The sequence below is a fragment of the Streptomyces sp. NPDC008139 genome, from assembly GCF_042957025.1.
Lineage (GTDB): Bacteria > Actinomycetota > Actinomycetes > Streptomycetales > Streptomycetaceae > Actinacidiphila.
Genome location: NZ_JBIBHM010000001.1, coordinates 268,870 through 285,624, shown reverse-complemented (window position 1 = coordinate 285,624; position 16,755 = coordinate 268,870). Strand labels below are relative to the sequence as shown.

The following is a 16,755-nucleotide window of genomic DNA, read 5'->3' as shown; positions in this document are numbered from 1 at the left end:
AGTGCGGTCCTTACGACTGTCCGGCGGTCCCCGGCTCGGACGGCGGGGCCAGCAGCGCCAGGAAGTCGCGGAAGGCCGCCGACATGTCGACCGCGCCGGGGTCGAGGAGCCACTGCACCTGGAGGCCGTCCATCACCGCCGCCAGCAAGGCGGCCGCCCGCTCGGGGGTGAGCCCGCCCGGCAGCCGGTCGCCGTACTCGGCGCGCAGCGCCTGCGCGCCGCCCTCGCGGACCCGCGCGTAGCGCTCGCGGAAGTACTCCTGCGCCGGGTGCCCCTCGGTGACGCTGTCGCCGACCAGCACGGTGAACGCCTGGACGATGCCGGGCCTGGTCGCGTTGTACTCGACCAGCTCGGCCACCACCTCCAGCGGCCACGACCGGCCGTGCAGCGCGGCCGACGCCATGTCCCACTGGTCGCGCGCCTCCAGCACGGACACCAACAGGGCGTCCTTGGTGGGGAAGTAGTGCATCAGCCCCTGCTGCGTCAGCCCCACCCGCTCGGCCACCGCCACCAATGTCGCGCCCCGGTAGCCGCGCTCGGCGATCACCTCCGTCGCGGCCTGGATGATCTCCGCCCGCCGGTCGCCCCGCCGTTCACTCCTGGTTCCCGCCACGCCACCCCGCCCCCTTCCCCTGCCACTCGGGAGCCTACAAGATTACGAAATGGCATCTATCCCTACCGTACGACAGGTAGCGTGGGCGCGGTGGGACGGGAGCGGTACGGGACAGGCGGAAGGGGACGGAAGATGACGGCGATCAGCGGGGCGGCGGCCGGAGCAGGGGACGAGGGCGTACGCGCGGACGTGCGCGGGGACGCGGAGCGCGAGCGGGCGGTCGACGCGGCGCTCGGCACGCTCGACCTCGACGCCAAGACGCGGCTGCTGGCGGGCCAGGACATGTGGACGCTGCCCGCGCTGCCGCAGATCGGCCTCGGCTCGCTGGTGATGTCCGACGGGCCGATCGGCGTACGCGGCAAGCGCTGGACGGCGGGCGACCCGTCGACCGCGCTGCCCAGCCCCACCGCGCTCGCCGCGTCCTGGGACCCCGAACTGGCCCGCCGCGCAGGCCGGTTGCTCGCCCAGGAGGCGCATCGCAAGGGCGTCCACGTCCTGCTCGCGCCGACCGTCAACCTGCACAGGTCGCCGCTGGGCGGACGGCACTTCGAGGCGTACAGCGAGGACCCGTATCTCACCGGCGCCATCGGCACCGGTTATGTGCGCGGTGTCCAGGACGGCGGAGTCGGCGTCACCGTCAAGCACTTCGTCGGCAACGACGCGGAGACCGAGCGCTTCACCGTCGACAACCGGATCGCGCCCCGGCCGCTGCGCGAGCTGTACCTCGCACCCTTCGAGGCGATCGTCGCGGGCGCCCGCCCCTGGGGCGTCATGGCCGCCTACAACGCCGTCAACGGCACGACGATGACCGAGCACGACCCCCTGGTCAACGGCGTGCTGCGCGGCGAGTGGGGCTTCGACGGCGTCGTCGTCTCCGACTGGCTGGCCGCCCGCGACACCGTCGGCGCGCTCCTGGGCGGCCTCGACATCGCCATGCCGGGACCGGTCACCGTCTACGGCGAGGCGCTGGCCGCCGCCGTACGCGCGGGGGCCGTCGAGGAGGCAGCCGTCGACACCGCCGCCCGCCGGGTCCTGCTGCTCGCCGCCCGCACCGGCCTGCTGGAGGGCGCGCCGCCCGCCGTCGCCGTGGCCGACCGGCCCGCCCCGGCCGACGGCGACGCGCTGGCCCGCGAGATCGCCCGCCGCGGCTTCGTGCTCGTACGCAACGAGGTACGCGGCAACGCGCCCGTGCTGCCGCTCGCGCCGACCCCGCTCGGCGGCGGCATCGCCCTCATCGGCGCCGCCGCCCGCGACCCGCGCGTCCTGGGCGGCGGCTCGGCGCAGGTCTTCCCCGACCACGTCGTCTCGCCGCTCGACGGCCTGCGGGCCGCGCTGCACGCGGGCGTCGCCCTCACCCACAGCGTCGGCGCCGACCCCACCGAGGAACTGCCCGTCGCCGGGCCCGGATTCGCCCTCACCGCCGTGGCCCGCGACGAACACGGAGCCGAGCTGGGCTCGGAGGAGCTGCCCAACGGCCAGCTCCAGTGGCTCGGCGAACTGCCGGAAGGCGTGGCGTACGACGCGCTGCACACCGTCGAGACCCGCGGCTGGTTCACTCCGCGGGTCAGCGGCGCGCACCGCTTCGGCACCCGCGGCACCGGCGGCTTCACCCTGACCGTCGGCGGACACGTGCTGTTCGACGGCGTCGAGGGCAGCGAGCACGAGGACCCGTTCGAGGCGTTCCTCGGTACGCCCGCCGAGCACGGGACCGTCGAACTGGCGGCGGGGGAGCGGGTCGAGGTCAGCCTCGTGCACGCCGTACCCAAAGGCGTCGAACTCCCCGTCCTCGCCGTCGGGTTCGCCCTGCTGCACGGTGAACCGGCCCGCGACCCGGAGGAGTTGCTGGCCGAGGCCGTCGAGACCGCGCGGGCCGCGCACACCGCCGTCGTCGTGGTCGCCACCACGGAACGCGTCGAGTCCGAGGGCTTCGACCGGCGCGATCTGCGGCTGCCCGGCCGCCAGGACGAACTCGTCGCACGCGTCGCCGCCGTCAATCCGCGGACCGTGGTCGTGGTCAACTCCGGCTCCCCGGTGGAGCTTCCGTGGCGCGAGGACGTGGCCGCCGTACTCCTCGGCTGGTTCCCCGGCCAGGAGGCCGGGGCCGCCCTCGCCGACGTCCTGCTCGGCGTGGAGGAGCCGGGCGGGCGGCTGCCCACGACCTGGCCGGTACGGCTCGCCGACGCGCCCGTCAGCCGGGTCACGCCGCAGGACGGCGTACTCGCCTACGACGAAGGGGTGTTCATCGGGTACCGCGCGTGGGAGCGGCAGGCCGTGGCGCCCGCCTATCCCTTCGGGCACGGGCTCGGGTACACCGACTGGGAGTACGAGTCGCTGGTCGTCGCCGAGAGTTCGGAGCCGGACGTGCTGGTCACCGCGACGGTGCGGGTGCGGAACGCCGGGGCGCGGGCCGGGCGTGAGGTCGTTCAGCTCTACCTCGACGGGGCGTCTTCCGAGGGGGCGACCTCGGACGTCGCGCGGCCCGGGCGGTGGCTGGCCGGATTCGCTTCCGTTGCCGCCGAGGCGGGGGAGGCCGTCGAGGTGACCGTCCGGGTGCCCCGGCGGGCCGCCGAGGTCTGGGACGAGGACGCCGCCGCGTGGCGGCTCGTGCCCGGTGCCTACGCCGTGGTCGCCGGCCGCTCCATCGCCTCGCCCCGCCTCACGGCCTCGCTCTCCGTCACCGCCCCCTGACCCCGCGCCCGTTTTCCCCGCCCTCCCCCTACCTTCGGCGGGGGGACCCCCGCCCCTGGGGGTGGGGAATTCGGCTGACGGTCTCCCTGGGGGGCCCGGCGTTCGGCGGCCGCGGGCCGTGCGATTCGGGCGACGGCGCGGATGGCCGCCCCGCAGGGATCTCGCGTTCGGCGACCGCGAGTTGTGCGCTGCGAGCGGTGGTCGTCCGGCGGGCTGGGCCGAAGGCTGATCTTGGCGGCGGGTGTCGCGTCGCGCTTGTATGCCTCTCGGCGGCGGCCGACATGCTTGTCCTCTAAGCTCCGCGCATGCGGGAGATCTGGGGTGGAGTGCGGCTGCTGTATTTGGGGCAGAAGTGGGCCGCAGGCCACGGGCGGGAGTGGCGGCTGGGGATGGTGCCCGCGCTGATCACGTTGGTCGGGTACACGGCGGCGCTCGTGGCGCTGCTGGTGTGGACGGACGACCTGGTCGCGTGGGCGACGCCCTTCGCGGATCACTGGGCGTCGCCGTGGTCCGGGGCGTTCCGGGGGCTGTTGGACGCGGTCGTGGTCGGGGGCGGGCTGCTGCTGGCGGTGATCTCGTTCACGGCGGTGACGCTGCTGGTCGGGCAGCCGTTCTACGAGACGGTCGCGGCGCGCGTGGACCGGGCCGAGGGCGGGGCGCCCGAGGGGCCCGAGCCGGGGCTGTGGCGGGAGTTGTGGGTCTCGACGGTGGACAGCGTCCGGGTCCTGGTGCGCGTCGCGGCCTTCGGGATCGTGCTGTTCGCGCTCGGCTTCGTGCCGGTCCTCGGGCAGACCGTGGTGCCCGCCGTCGGCTTCTGCGTCTCCGGCTTCTTCCTCACCCTGGAACTCGCCGCGGTCGCGATGCAGCGCCGCGACGTACCGCTGCGCGAACGCATCCGCGTGCTGCGGGCCCGGCTGCCGCTGGTCCTCGGCTTCGGGGTGCCGCTCGTCCTGGCCTTCCTCGTGCCGCTGGTGGCGGTCTTCCTGATGCCCGGCGCCGTCGCGGGCGCGACGCTGCTGGCCAGGGAAGTGCTGCCGCCGGGCGAGCCCGCCGAGGAGGGCCGGCCCGACGACTGAGGGCCACCGCCGGACCGCGCCCGGTCCCGCCGCCGCAAAAGGCCGGATCCGTCCGCGAAATGGCCGCTTCCGCCCCTACGTCGGACTCGAGCCGAAGGCGACTCGGGCCAGAATCCTGGCCAGTTGGGCCTGCCCCCGCTCGTTGGGGTGGAACCAGTCCCAGCGGCTCAGGTCGTCCGTGCCGAAGGGGTACGCGAAGACGGCGCCGCCGTCGTAGCGGCAGCGCTCGTACTGTCCGCAGACCTGCCCGAGCACCTTGTTGTACGCGATCACGCGGTCCCGTACGGTGTCCCGCCGCTGTTCGGCCGCCGCGCTGTGCGAGTCCGCGTCGCGCAGCATCGAGGGACACAGGCCGAGCTTCCAGACCTGCTTGCCCAGGACGTTGGTCCGCCCGACCGACCACAGCCGTTTGAGGTCGGGGATGCTGGCCACCAGCACCTGCGTGCCGGGCAGCACGCGGTGCAGATACGACAGCGCGCGGGCGAAGTCGGCCCGGAAGTCGGCGATCGAGGTCATCGCGGCGGCGGAGGCGGTGCACGCGTCGTTCGCGCCGATCAGCACGGTGACCATGGCGGGCCGGTGGGCCGCCGCGGCCTCGGCCTGGGCGGGCAGGTCGGCGACCAGGGCGCCGGACTGGGCGAGATTCCAGCTCCTGGTGGCGGGCACGGTCGCGGCCAGCCGGTGCGTCACGCTGTCGACCTTGTCGCGGCCGCCGGTGGACCACGACACGTCGGGGCAGTCCGACAGCGGCGAACAGGCGTCGAAACCGCGGGTGATGGAGTCACCGAGCGCGGCCACCGACGGCGGACGGACGTTCCAGGGGCGGGTCGGCGAGGGCTTCGGGGACGGGTCGCGCGGCCCGGAAGCGGAATGCGAGGTGTGTGCGGAGGGTTCACCCCGACCGCCGTCGGGCGGAGACCCGCTGACGGTGCATCCGCCCAGGAGAACGGCCCCTACGGCCAGTGCGAGGCCACGGCGCAGCATCGGTCGCATCCGGTGCTTCCCTCCGACGAGTGGGTGACATCTCGTACCAGCACGACGGTACGTGACTCCCTCAAGGACGCCGCACGGTAGCTTTTTCCCTGACACCCGGGCGAAAAGACGGGAGGTCGGCGACTGCCGGGCGTCAAACGTAGATTGTTGTCCCGATTGCGGTGAATAGTGCAGAATGTCTAATGTTGCCCCGGGAGCAGCCAGTTCGGGTGTGAGGCCGCTGGGGAAGGCGAACCTCGTCCCACACTGGAGGTACCGGTGACGACACGTGGAGTTCTGTACGTGCACGCCGCACCGCGCGCGCTCTGCCCACACGTCGAATGGGCCGTCGCGGGCGTCCTAGGCGTGCGCGTCACACTGGACTGGATCCGGCAGCCCGCCTCGCCGGGTACCTGGCGCGCCGAATTCTCCTGGCAGGGAGAGCCCGGCACCGCGTCCAAACTGGCGTCCGCGCTGCGCGGCTGGCACCAACTGCGCTTCGAGGTCACGGCGGAGCCCTGCGCGACCGCCGAGGGCGAGCGCTACAGCGCCACGCCCGAACTGGGCATCTTCCACGCCGTCATCGGCATGCACGGCGACATCCTGATCCCCGAGGACCGGCTGCGCGCCGCGATGCAGCGCGCCCGCATGGGCGAGGCCGATCTGGAGAGCGAGCTGTCCGGGCTGCTCGGCAAGCCCTGGGACGACGAGTTGGAGCCCTTCCGCTACGCGGGCGAGGGCGCCCCTGTCCGCTGGCTCCACCAAGTGGTCTAATCCCGGCGGCGGTACGTCGTCGCCCCCGAGCGGGGTCGCGCGGCATAGCCTGCCGGTATGTCCGACACTCTCACCGTCGCGGTCCTCGGCACCGGAATCATGGGCGCCGGGATGGCCCGCAATCTGTCCGCCGCCGGGCACGAGGTCCGTGCCTGGAACCGCACCCGCTCCCGCGCCCAGCCGCTCGAAGCCGACGGCATCCGCGTCACCGACGACCCGGCCGACGCCGTACGCGACGCCGACGCCGTGATCACCATGCTCTTCGACGGGCCCTCCGTCCTGGGGGTGATGCGCGCCGCCGCGCCCGCCCTGCGCGAGGGCGTCGTATGGGTCCAGAGCAGCACCGTGGGACCCGACGCGCTGGCCGAACTGGGCGCGCTGGCGGCCGAGACCGGGGCGCACTTCCTCGACGCGCCCGTCCTCGGCACCCGGCCGGTCGCCGAAGCCGGGGAGCTGACCGTACTGGCCGCGGGCCCCGCCGCCGCCCGCCCGGTCGCGGAACGGGTCTTCGACGCGGTCGGCCGCACCACCATCTGGCTCGGCGACGACGGTACGGCCGGGGCCGCCAGCAGCCTCAAGCTCGTCCTCAACACCTGGGTGCTGGCCGTCACCCACGGCGCCGCCGAGGTCATGGCGCTCGCCAAGGGGCTCGGCGTCGACCGCGACCACATCCTCGAAGCCATCGGGGGCGGCCCCCTCGACCTGCCCTACCTCCGCGCGAAGTCCGCCGTCATCCTCAGCGGCGACTTCGCCCCCAACTTCACCGTGGACGCCGCCGCCAAGGACGCCGGACTCATCCTCGGCGCCGCCGACCGGCACGGCATCCGCCTCGACCTCACCGCCGCCGGCGCCGACCGCTTCCACCGCGCCTCCGCCCAGGGCCACGGCGACGAGGACATGGCCGCCTCGTACTTCGCGAGCTTCCCCGACCCCGAAGCGAAGTAGCGGACCTTATTGCCGCCGTCTGCCTCCGGGCGTTTGGATCCGCCCTTTGGCTCGCCGGCTACCGGCGAACCCCGCCGCGCCAGTGCGCCCGGCCGTCCGACCTCACACGTGTGCCCCTGCCGGACCGACCGGCAGGGGCACACGTGTCACAGCTCAGCGGGCAGCGCCTCAGCGGTTCCAGGAGCGGAGCGCCAGCACCACGTTGTGGCCGCCGAAGCCGAAGGAGTCGTTGAGGGCGGCGATGGTGCCCTCGGGCAGCGGGCGGGCCTCGGCGCGGACGATGTCGGCGTCGGCCTCCGGGTCCGGGTCGTTGAGGTTGATCGTCGGCGGGGCGATGCGGTGGTACAGCGCGAGAACGGTCGCGACCGTCTCGATACCGCCCGCGCCGCCCAGCAGGTGACCGGTCATGGACTTGGTGGCGGAGATCGCCATGTGGTCCACGTCGTCGCCGAAGACCTGGCGCAGCGCCTTGATTTCCGCGACGTCACCCTGCGGGGTCGAGGTCGCGTGCGCGTTGACGTGCACGATCTCGGCCGGCTTCAGGTCGGAGTTGTGCAGCAGATTGGTCAGCGCGGCGGCGATGCCACGGCCCGACGGCTCCGGCTGGGTGATGTGGTGCGCGTCGGCCGAGATGCCCTGGCCGACCGCCTCGCAGTACACCCGGGCGCCGCGCGCGGTGGCGTGCTCCTCGGACTCCAGGATGATCACGCCCGCGCCCTCACCGAGGACGAAGCCGTCCCGCCCGGAGTCGTACGGCCGCGACGCGCCCTGCGGGTCGTCGTTGTTCTTGGACATCGCCATCATGTTGCCGAAGGCGACGATGGGCAGCGGGTGGATGGCCGCCTCGGTACCGCCCGCGACGACCACGTCGGCGCGGCCGGTGCGGATCATCTCGATGGCGTAACCGATGGCCTCCGCGCCCGAGGCGCAGGCGCTGACCGGGGTGTGCACACCGGCCCGCGCGTTGACCTCGATGCCGACGTTCGCCGACGGGCTGTTCGGCATGAGCATCGGCACGGTGTGCGGGGAGACCTTGCGGACGCCCTGCTCCTTGAGCACGTCGTACTGGCCGAGGAGCGTGGTCACGCCGCCGATGCCGGAGGCGACGACCGTACCGAGCCGGTCGGGGTCGACCGCCGGGTCCTCGCCCGCTTTCGCGGTGAAGCCCGCGTCCGCCCACGCCTCACGGGCCGCGATCAGCGCGAACTGCGCGCTGCGGTCCAGCTTGCGGGCCAGCGGGCGGGGCAGCACCTCACCCGGTTCGACGGCGATCTGCGCGGCGATCCGCACCGGCAGATCCGCCGCCCAGTCCTGGTCGAGCGTGCGTACGCCGGACCGGCCGGCCAGCAACGCCTCCCAGGTCGACGCGCTGTCGCCACCCAGCGGTGTGGTTGCTCCGATACCGGTGACGACCACGGTGCGATTGGTCGGACTCACAGGAATTGTCTCTCCACGTCTAGAAGGGCGGGCGACAGTCGCGTCGTCCCGGTAGGGCTTTCTGGCGGGCGGGGCCCGGTCAGGCCTGGGCGGCCAGGATGTAGTCGACGGCGTTGCCGACGGTCTTGAGGTTCTTGACGTCGTCGTCCGGGATCTTCACACCGAACTGCTCCTCGGCCGCCACGACGACCTCGACCATGGACAGCGAGTCGACGTCCAGGTCGTCGGTGAAGGACTTGTCGAGCTGGACGTCCTCCTGCGGGATACCGGCGATCTCGTTGACGATGTCGGCGAGACCGCTGACGATCTCTTCCTTGGTGGCTGCCATTGACGGCGCTCCTTGATGTGTTGCTGGGTGAGCGGCGTGCGGGACTGCGGCGCCGCGAGGGTGTGTGACTAAGGGAGAGTAACCACAGTTGCCGCGTAGACCAGACCCGCCCCGAAGCCGATGACCAGCGCGGTGTCGCCGCTCTTGGACTTGCCGGTGGCGAGCAGCCGCTCCATCGCGAGCGGGATCGAGGCGGCCGAGGTGTTGCCCGTGGTCTCCACGTCACGGGCGACCGCGACGTGGTCCGGCAGCTTCAGAGCCTTGATCATCGAGTCGATGATCCGCATGTTCGCCTGGTGCGGGATGAACGCGTCGAGCTCGTCGGCGGTGATCCCGGCGGCGTCCAGCGCCTCCTGGGCGACCTTGGCCATCTCGAACACGGCCCACCGGAAGACCGACTGGCCCTCCTGCGTGATCGCCGGAAAACGGACTTCCCCGGCGGGCGTGTCCCGGTAGACCTCCCAGGAGACGGTCTGCTTGATCGTCTCGGACTTCTCGCCGTCGGAACCCCACACCGTGGGGCCTATGGCGGGTACGTCCGAAGGGCCGACGATGACCGCTCCCGCGCCGTCGCCGAACAGGAAGGCCGTGGCACGGTCCTCCTTGTCGGTGAGGTCGCTGAGCCGCTCCACGCCGATCACCAGGACGTGCTTGGCGGTGCCGTCGGTGACCATGCCCTTGGCCAGCGTCAGGCCGTAGGTGAAGCCCGCGCAGCCCGCCGAGATGTCGAAGGCGGGCGGCATGCCCGCGCCGATCCGGTGGGCGATCTCGGTCGCGATGGCGGGGGTCTGCTTGAAGTGCGAGACGGTGGCGACGATCACGCCGTCGATGTCGGACGCGCTGATCCCGGCGTCCGCGATGGCCTTGCCGCCCGCGGCCAGCGACATCTCGGCGACGGTCTCGTCCGGACCCGCCCAGTGCCGGGTGGCGATCCCGGACCGGGACCTGATCCACTCGTCCGTCGAGTCGATGTGCTCCAGAATGACCTCGTTGGGCACCACGCGGGTCGGCCGGTAGCCGCCGACACCGAGGATCCGCGCGTACGGCGCACCCTTGCTCGGCCTGATCTTCGCTGTCATCTCTGCACGGCTCCTATTCGGCTGCGTCTACGGCTTCGGCGGGGGTGCCGTATTCGGCGACGAGGGCGCGGGCCGCTTCCAGATCGTCCGGCGTCTTCAGCGCGAGGGTTCGCACCCCGGGCAGCGCCCGCTTGGCGAGGCCGACGAGCGTGCCACCGGGCGATACCTCGATCATCGCAGTGACGCCGCGTTCCTTGAAGGTCTCCATGCACAGATCCCACCGAACCGGGTTGGACACCTGCGCGACGAGCCGCCGTACGATGTCCGCGCCGGACGCCACGAACCGGCCGTCGGCGTTCGACACATAGGGCAGCGCCGGGTCCGTGACGGCCAGCGAAGGCGCGAGCGCCTCCAGGGTCGCCACGGCCGGGGCCATGTGCTCGGTGTGGAAGGCGCCCGCCACCTTCAGCGCGATGACGCGGGCCTTCTCCGGCTTGTCCGCGGCCAGCGCCGCGAGTTGCGGCATGGTGCCGGCCGCCACGATCTGGCCGGCGCCATTGATGTTCGCCGGGGTCAGACCGAGACCGGCGAGGTGGGCGAGGACCGTGTCCGGGTCGCCGCCGAGCACCGCGGACATGCCCGTCTCGGTGACCGCGGCGGCGTCCGCCATGGCCCGGCCGCGGGCCGCGACGAAGGTCATCGCGTCCTCGGCGGACAGCACCCCGGCCAGTACGGCCGCGGTGATCTCACCGACGCTGTGGCCCGCCACCGCGTCCGGGGTCAGCGGGGAGGCCCCGCCGGTCAGTTCACCCGCGGACAGCAGACCCGCGGCGACCAGCAGCGGCTGTGCCACCTTGGTGTCGCGGATCTCGTCCGCGTCCGCCTTCGTGCCGTAGTGGGCGAGGTCGAGGTTCGCCGCGGCGGACCAGCCGGCCAGGCGGTCGGCGGCACCGGGGAGTTCGAGCCAGGGGGCCAGGAAGCCGGGCGTCTGCGCGCCCTGGCCGGGAGCGACGAGTACGAGCACCTTCACACTCTCTCTCGCGGACGGGGATGACCGCCCGTGGGGACAGGGACCAAGAACTGTCAGGCGATTTGTATGTGTCCAACAAAAGCTCAGTGCGTCCGGTCGGCGTCGGACAGTCGCCCCAGGATGAGCGCGATGCGCAGGGTGAACGCGGAGCGTACATCGGAGGGTGACCAGCCGGTGACATCGGTCACACGTCGGAGCCGGTAGCGAACGGTATTGGGGTGAACGAAGAGCATGCGGGCCGCACCTTCGAGGGACGACGCCTGCTCCAGATAGACACTCAGCGTCTCCAGCAGCGCCGAGCCCGCTTCCTCCAGCGGTCTGTAGATCTCCTCCACCAACTGTTCACGAGCGTAGCGGTCGCCCGCCATCGCCCGCTCCGGCAGCAGGTCGTCCGAGAGCACCGGGCGCGGCGCGTCCGGCCACGCCGCGCACGCCTTGAGTCCGGCCGCCGCCGCCTGCGCGGAACGCGTCGCCGTCAGCAGGTCGCCGACGACCGGGCCCGCGACGACCGGGCCCGCCGCGAACGGGCCGATCAGCGCCTTCGCCACCCGGATCGGGTCGTCGTCGCCTCCGGCGACCACGACCAGGCGCTCGCCGAGCACGCCGGTCAGCACCTGGAGCTTCGCGTGCCGGGAGGCCCGCCGGATCGCCTCGACCGTCAACTCGCTGTCCCCGGTGGGCGCGGTGCCGAGCACCACCACGATCTTGTCCGGCGAATTCCAGCCCAGCGCGGCGGCCCTGGACAGCACGCCCTCGTCCGCCTCGCCCGACAGCACCGCGTTGACCACCAGCGACTCCAGCCGCGCGTCCCACGCGCCGCGCGCCTCCGCGGCCTGCGCGTACACCTGCGCCGTCGCGAAGGCGATCTCCCGCGCGTACACCAGCAGCGCCTCGCGCAGTACGCCCTCGTCGCCCGGTGCGGCGACCTCGTCGATCGCCGCCTCCATCACCTCGATGGTGGTCCGGACCATCTCCACGGTCTGCCGCAGCGAGATCGCCCGGGTCAGCTCGCGCGGCGCCGTGCCGAACACGTCGGTGCTGATCGCCTGCGGCGCCTCCGGGTGCCGGAACCACTCCGTGAACGCGGCGATGCCGGCCTGGGCCACCAGGCCGATCCACGACCGGTTCTCCGGTGGCATCGCCCGGTACCACGGCAACTGCGCGTCCATCCGCGCGATGGCGTTCGCGGCGAGCCTTCCGGCGGATTTCTCCAGCCGCCGGAGCGTGGCGGCATGGCTGCCGCGGCCTGTCTCTGCGGGAGGTTGCGGGCTTTGCGAGGGCTCGGGCACGAGGACAAGCCTGCCTTATCCCCTGCGGGGCGCGCTCCAGGGGTACGGCGATCACCCCCACCGTCCTCGACCCGGCCCCGGTCCCACGGTTTCCCCACCCGAGACCCGGCCCCGCCGCGGGCCCGCCCCCTGTACCTCCACCCTGCGCAGGGCCTTGCTTTCCGGGGCGCGGCCCCGGTGGGTTCACCTTGCGCAGGGCCTGGTTTTTAGGGGCGCGCCCCTGTGGGTTCGCCCTGCGCAGGACGTGCCCCGTCAGGGGCGCGGGGAACTGCGCGACAAGCCCCCACCGGCGGGTGGTCCGGAGACAACCGAACTGCCCCTCTGGGGCGGGTGGTGACCTGCGGGAGCGTCGTGGCTGGCCGCGCAGTTCCTCCCCAACCTTCGGCCGGGGGTGCCCCTAGCGCCCCAGACGGGGCACAGGCCGTGCGGACAGCGCGCCCGCGCGGCGGCCGCCGCACGGGCAGGACCCCGGCCCCTGCGGGGTGAGGTCTGGGTATCGTGGGCCGGTGATCGACGTGCGGCGGGCCGCGAGCAGGATGCGATCGGTGCCGGAGAAGGGCATCGTGACGCGGCACGCGTTCTCGTTCGGGGGTCACTACGACCCCGAGAACGTCCGGTTCGGACTGCTGCTGGCGTGCAATGAGGAGAGCCTGGAACCGGCCGCGGGGTTCGCGGAACACCCGCACCGGGACACGGAGATCGTCACCTGGGTGGTGGAAGGCGAGCTGGAGCACCGGGACGAGGGCGGCGCGCCGCACCGCCTCGGCCCCGGCGGGCTCCAGCGGCTGAGCGCGGGCGGCGGCGTACGCCATGTCGAGCGCAATGCGGGCGGGACGCGGCTGACGTTCGTTCAGATGTGGCTGCACCCCGACACGTTCGGCGAAGCCCCTGGCTACGCGAGCGTGAGCGACCCGGCCCCGCCGGGCCCCGGTCTGACGCTGCTGGCCACGGGCGCCCCGGGCGCGCCGCCGCGGGCGCTGCGGCTGCGGCAGCGCGCCGCCGCGCTGTACGTGGGCCGCCCGGTGACGGCGGACAGCGCGCCGCTGCCGTCGGCCCCGTACCGCTATGTGCATGTCGTCCGCGGCGGTGTGCGGCTCGGCGACGAGCTGCTGACGGCGGGGGACGCGGCCCGGATCACCGGCGCGGACCCGCTCACGGCGCGGTGCGAGGGCCCGGCGGAGTACCTGGTGTGGGAGATGCACGCCGAGCCCTCGTACGGCTGACCGCCCCCCCCGAACGCGCTAGCGCAGCTCCGTGAGGACGGCGTCGGTGAAGCGCGGCCACAGCGGCACCGCCCACTCCCCGAAGTCGCGGTCGGTGAGCGCGACGCAGGCGGCTCCGGCGACCGGGTCGACCCACAGGAAGGTGCCGGACTGGCCGAAGTGGCCGAAGGTCGCGGGGGAGGAGAGGGCGCCGGTCCAGTGCGGGGACTTGGCGGCGCGGATCTCGTAGCCCAGGCCCCAGTCGTTGGGATTCTGGTGGCCGTAGCCCGGCAGGACGCCCTTGAGGCCGGGGAAGACCACCGAGGTGGCGGTGGCCACGGTGGAGGGGTGCAGGAGCCGCGGGGCCTGGAGCTCGGCGGCGAAACGGACGAGGTCGTCGACCGTGGAGACACCGTCGGCGGCGGGGGAGCCCGCGCCGGACAGGCCGGTGGCGGTCATGCCCAGCGGTTCGAGCACGGCCTGCCGCAGATACTCCGCGAAGGGGATGCCCGCGGCCTTGGCCAGGTGCTCGCCGAGCACGTCGAAGCCCGTGTTGGAGTACAGCCGCCGGGTGCCGGGCGGCGCCGTCACCCGGTCCTCGTCGAAGGCGAGCCCGGACGCGTGCGCAAGCAGGTGCCGCACGGTGGAGCCCTCGGGACCCGCCGGGTCGTCCAGCTCGAAGACGCCCTCCTCGTACGCCACCAGCGCCGCGTACGCGGTCAGCGGCTTGGTGACCGAGGCGAGCCGGAACCGCTGTCCCGTCGGCCCGTGCGACCCGGCCACCGTCCCGTCCTGCCGCACCACGGCCGCCGCCGCGTTCGTCACCGGCCACTGCTCGATCAGGCGCAAGCTCTCCATGCGTGCGAGCTTAAAGCGTGTCCGTGCCGCGCTTCGGGGCGGGACCGGAGCGAGGCCGGGGCGGGATCAGAGCGGGCCCGGCGCGCGGAGCCCACTTGCTTGGAGTGCACTCCAAGGTCTTAGCGTGGAGGGTATGACGGTCGTGCAGGTGGCGAAGAGCAAACCGAGTAATACGACGAGCTGCGCGGATGACGACGGGCACCTGCGGCCCGACGGGCAGGACCAGTACACGATCAGCGAGGTGGCCGCCTTCACCGGCCTCAGCGCGCACACCCTGCGCTGGTACGAGCGGATCGGCCTGATGCCGCACGTGGACCGCTCGCACACCGGCCAGCGCCGGTTCACCAACCGCGATCTGGACTGGCTGGCCTTCGTGGGCAAGCTGCGGCTGACCGGGATGCCGGTCGCCGACATGGTCCGGTACGCCGAGCTGGTGCGCAGCGGCCACCACACGTTCCCCGACCGGCAGGCGCTGCTGGAGTCCACCCGGCTGGACGTGCTCCAGCGGATCGCCGAGCTCCAGGACGCCCTGACGGTCCTCGACTTCAAGATCAGCACGTACGCGTGCTCCACCGTGCAGGACCCCGCCCCGCGGACCCCCGCGGTGCGGCACCCCGCAGCGCAGGAAAGGACAGGCGCCTGATGAGCGACGACACCTCACGTATCGCCACCACGACCCTCGGCACCGAAGGACCCGCGGTCGGTGTCCAGGGTCTGGGCTGCATGGGCATGAGCGAGTTCTACGGCGACACCGACGAGGCCGCGGCCCGCGAGACGCTGGAGACGGCGCTGGGCGTCGGCGTCACCCTCTACGACACCGCCGACATGTACGGGATCGGCGACAACGAGGAGTTCCTGGCGCCCTTCGTCAAGGCGCACCGCGACGAGATCGTCCTGGCGACGAAGTTCGCCAACGAGCGCAAGCGCGACGACTCCTCGTACCGGGCGATCCGCAACGACCCGCCGTACATCCGGCAGGCCGTCGAGGGCAGCCTGCGCCGCCTCGGCACGGACGTCATCGACCTGTACTACATGCACCGGCGCGACCCGGCGGTCCCGCTGAGCGAGTCGGTCGGCGCGATGGGCGAGCTGGTCACGGAGGGCAAGGTCCGCTGGCTGGGGCTGTCCGAGGTGACCGGCGCGGAGCTGCGCGAGGCGCACGCGGTGCACCCGATCAGCGCGATCCAGTCGGAGTGGTCGCTGTTCAGCCGGGACGTGGAGCAGTCCGCGGTCGGCGCGGCGGCCGAACTGGGCATCGCCTTCGTGCCGTACTCGCCGCTCGGCCGCGGCTTCCTGACCGGCTCGTTCACCGACGCGGCCACCGAGCTGGGCAGCGGCGACTTCCGGCAGAGCCAGCCGCGCTTCACCGGCGAGAACGCCCGGCGCAACGCGGACCTGCTGGCGCCGGTCCGCGCCGTCGCCGAGGCGCACGGCGCGACCCTCGGCCAGATCGCGCTGGCCTGGGTGCAGCAGCGCGCCGCCGTGCACGGCCTGCCGGTGGTGCCGATCCCGGGCACCCGCAAGTCCGCCCGCGTGCTGGAGAACACCGCGGCCACCCGGATCACGCTCACCCCGGCCGAGCTGGAACTGCTCGAACCGATCGCCGCGCGGGTGGCGGGCGACCGCTACCCGGACATGAGCAGTACGTCGGCGGCGCGCGAGTAGCCGTACGGATTCAGCCACACGACACCGCACGACGCGCCCCGGCGCCACCCGCCCGCGTACGACCGCGCCCTACGGCTGCGGCCGTACGCGGGCGGACTTGATCGCCGCGAGCACCGCCGCGGCGAAGGGCAGCGACTCGTGCACGGGCCCGTAGCCGAGGCCGAAGACGACGGCGGCCGGGTCCTGGTCGGCCTCGCCGGGCTGCTCCTGCCGGTCGGCGTCGCGGCGCAGCAGCCGCAGATGGCCGTGGAGGAGTTCGGGCGAGCGCCAGTCGAGGCCGCTGAGCTGTTCCACCGGGAAGCTCTGGTCGCCCGCTTTCCACTTCGCGGACGACGCGCCCGTCCAGAACCAGCGGAAACTGACGGTGCGGCCGTCGAACAGCGCCTTCGCGTCGTACGCCTTGAAGGAGCGCGGCGCCGCAGGTGGGGCCACGAGGAAACGTTCCGCCGGGCCGTCGTCGAGGCTGTGCCGCACCTGGGGGCCGAGCAGGGGGCGCAGCTCGTCCCGGTAGTACTCCGCGAGCGTGCGCGACTGCGCGGGCAACACCAGACGGTACGGGTCCGCGCTCTCCTTGAGCTGGCCGCCGGCCGCCTCGATCACCGGATCGGCGCCGGGCCTGGGCAGCGCCCGCAGGACGACGGTGCCGCGCCGCCCGTCCAGCAGTTCGATCCCGTCCAGCGCCTCATGCGGAATCCGGCGTTCCCCGAGGGCCTGGAGAAACCTCACGCCCCGTACGCCTCTGCTGTACCGGATCACCACCGCTTCTGGTTCGAACTCCCATTCAGCGTTGTTTCCGGCCAGCACATCACCCATACGGGCCATCGTAAGCGGCCTCCCGCTTGGCGGTACCCCGTCAGGA

Annotated in this window: 16 protein-coding genes; 7 read left to right on the top strand and 9 right to left on the bottom strand. The window is 73.0% G+C overall.

Going from position 1 to position 16,755, the window contains the following annotated elements; genetic code table 11:
• Nucleotides 1-10: 10 nt before the first annotated feature.
• Nucleotides 11-613, bottom strand: coding sequence for a TetR family transcriptional regulator (locus tag ACFZBB_RS01280; RefSeq protein ID WP_391116609.1), 603 nt, complete (start codon nt 611-613; stop codon nt 11-13).
• Nucleotides 614-745: 132 nt separating this feature from the next.
• Between ACFZBB_RS01280 and ACFZBB_RS01275 the strand changes: the two genes are divergently transcribed.
• Together ACFZBB_RS01275 and ACFZBB_RS01270 are read left to right on the top strand one after the other, a co-directional pair.
• Nucleotides 746-3,301 carry a glycoside hydrolase family 3 C-terminal domain-containing protein gene (locus ACFZBB_RS01275; protein WP_391116607.1) on the top strand — a complete coding sequence of 852 codons (2,556 nt, stop codon included), beginning with the start codon at nt 746-748 and terminating at the stop codon, nt 3,299-3,301.
• A gap of 305 nt (nt 3,302-3,606) precedes the next feature.
• Nucleotides 3,607-4,377, top strand: coding sequence for an EI24 domain-containing protein (locus tag ACFZBB_RS01270; RefSeq protein ID WP_391116605.1), 771 nt, complete (start codon nt 3,607-3,609; stop codon nt 4,375-4,377).
• A 75-nt stretch (nt 4,378-4,452) separates the two neighbouring features.
• Here ACFZBB_RS01270 and ACFZBB_RS01265 read toward each other — a convergent pair whose 3' ends face one another.
• Nucleotides 4,453-5,175, bottom strand: coding sequence for an SGNH/GDSL hydrolase family protein (locus tag ACFZBB_RS01265; RefSeq protein WP_391116603.1), 723 nt, complete (start codon nt 5,173-5,175; stop codon nt 4,453-4,455).
• A gap of 453 nt (nt 5,176-5,628) precedes the next feature.
• Between ACFZBB_RS01265 and ACFZBB_RS01260 the strand changes: the two genes are divergently transcribed.
• The gene (locus tag ACFZBB_RS01260; RefSeq protein ID WP_188285125.1) at nt 5,629-6,123 is read left to right on the top strand and encodes a DUF3145 domain-containing protein; all 495 of its coding nucleotides are present in this window, start codon (nt 5,629-5,631) and stop codon (nt 6,121-6,123) included.
• A 57-nt stretch (nt 6,124-6,180) separates the two neighbouring features.
• A complete protein-coding gene (locus ACFZBB_RS01255; RefSeq protein WP_391116601.1) occupies nt 6,181-7,068 on the top strand; it encodes an NAD(P)-binding domain-containing protein in 888 nt (295 codons plus the stop codon).
• Nucleotides 7,069-7,236: 168 nt separating this feature from the next.
• On the opposite strand, the gene fabF is transcribed toward ACFZBB_RS01255, so the two are convergent.
• The 5 genes from fabF to ACFZBB_RS01230 all read right to left on the bottom strand — a co-directional run bounded on the left by fabF (nt 7,237) and on the right by ACFZBB_RS01230 (nt 12,171).
• Nucleotides 7,237-8,505: a beta-ketoacyl-ACP synthase II gene (gene fabF, locus ACFZBB_RS01250; RefSeq protein WP_355344792.1), complete on the bottom strand. Its 1,269-nt coding sequence runs from the start codon at nt 8,503-8,505 to the stop codon at nt 7,237-7,239.
• 79 nt (nt 8,506-8,584) lie between these two features.
• The gene (locus ACFZBB_RS01245; RefSeq protein WP_391116599.1) at nt 8,585-8,833 is read right to left on the bottom strand and encodes an acyl carrier protein; all 249 of its coding nucleotides are present in this window, start codon (nt 8,831-8,833) and stop codon (nt 8,585-8,587) included.
• Nucleotides 8,834-8,901: 68 nt separating this feature from the next.
• Nucleotides 8,902-9,912, bottom strand: a complete 1,011-nt coding sequence (locus ACFZBB_RS01240; RefSeq protein WP_391116596.1) for a beta-ketoacyl-ACP synthase 3 — start codon at nt 9,910-9,912, stop codon at nt 8,902-8,904.
• A gap of 13 nt (nt 9,913-9,925) precedes the next feature.
• Nucleotides 9,926-10,876 (bottom strand): acyltransferase domain-containing protein, encoded by a 951-nt coding sequence (locus ACFZBB_RS01235; RefSeq protein WP_391116594.1) that lies wholly within the window; start codon nt 10,874-10,876, stop codon nt 9,926-9,928.
• A gap of 89 nt (nt 10,877-10,965) precedes the next feature.
• Nucleotides 10,966-12,171 (bottom strand): helix-turn-helix domain-containing protein, encoded by a 1,206-nt coding sequence (locus ACFZBB_RS01230; protein ID WP_355344804.1) that lies wholly within the window; start codon nt 12,169-12,171, stop codon nt 10,966-10,968.
• Between the two features lie 509 nt (nt 12,172-12,680).
• Between ACFZBB_RS01230 and ACFZBB_RS01225 the strand changes: the two genes are divergently transcribed.
• Nucleotides 12,681-13,394 carry a pirin family protein gene (locus ACFZBB_RS01225; protein WP_391117464.1) on the top strand — a complete coding sequence of 238 codons (714 nt, stop codon included), beginning with the start codon at nt 12,681-12,683 and terminating at the stop codon, nt 13,392-13,394.
• An 18-nt stretch (nt 13,395-13,412) separates the two neighbouring features.
• Here ACFZBB_RS01225 and ACFZBB_RS01220 read toward each other — a convergent pair whose 3' ends face one another.
• Nucleotides 13,413-14,231, bottom strand: coding sequence for a serine hydrolase (locus tag ACFZBB_RS01220; protein WP_391116592.1), 819 nt, complete (start codon nt 14,229-14,231; stop codon nt 13,413-13,415).
• A 133-nt stretch (nt 14,232-14,364) separates the two neighbouring features.
• Between ACFZBB_RS01220 and ACFZBB_RS01215 the strand changes: the two genes are divergently transcribed.
• Together ACFZBB_RS01215 and ACFZBB_RS01210 are read left to right on the top strand one after the other, a co-directional pair.
• Nucleotides 14,365-14,874, top strand: coding sequence for a MerR family transcriptional regulator (locus ACFZBB_RS01215; RefSeq protein ID WP_391116590.1), 510 nt, complete (start codon nt 14,365-14,367; stop codon nt 14,872-14,874).
• Nucleotides 14,874-15,896 (top strand): aldo/keto reductase, encoded by a 1,023-nt coding sequence (locus ACFZBB_RS01210; protein WP_391116588.1) that lies wholly within the window; start codon nt 14,874-14,876, stop codon nt 15,894-15,896. Before ACFZBB_RS01215 ends, ACFZBB_RS01210 begins: the two co-directional genes overlap by 1 nt.
• A 69-nt stretch (nt 15,897-15,965) precedes the next feature.
• Here ACFZBB_RS01210 and ACFZBB_RS01205 read toward each other — a convergent pair whose 3' ends face one another.
• Entirely contained in the window at nt 15,966-16,718 is a 753-nt protein-coding gene (locus ACFZBB_RS01205) for a DUF4429 domain-containing protein (RefSeq protein ID WP_391047353.1), read from the bottom strand.
• Nucleotides 16,719-16,755 lie beyond the last annotated feature (37 nt).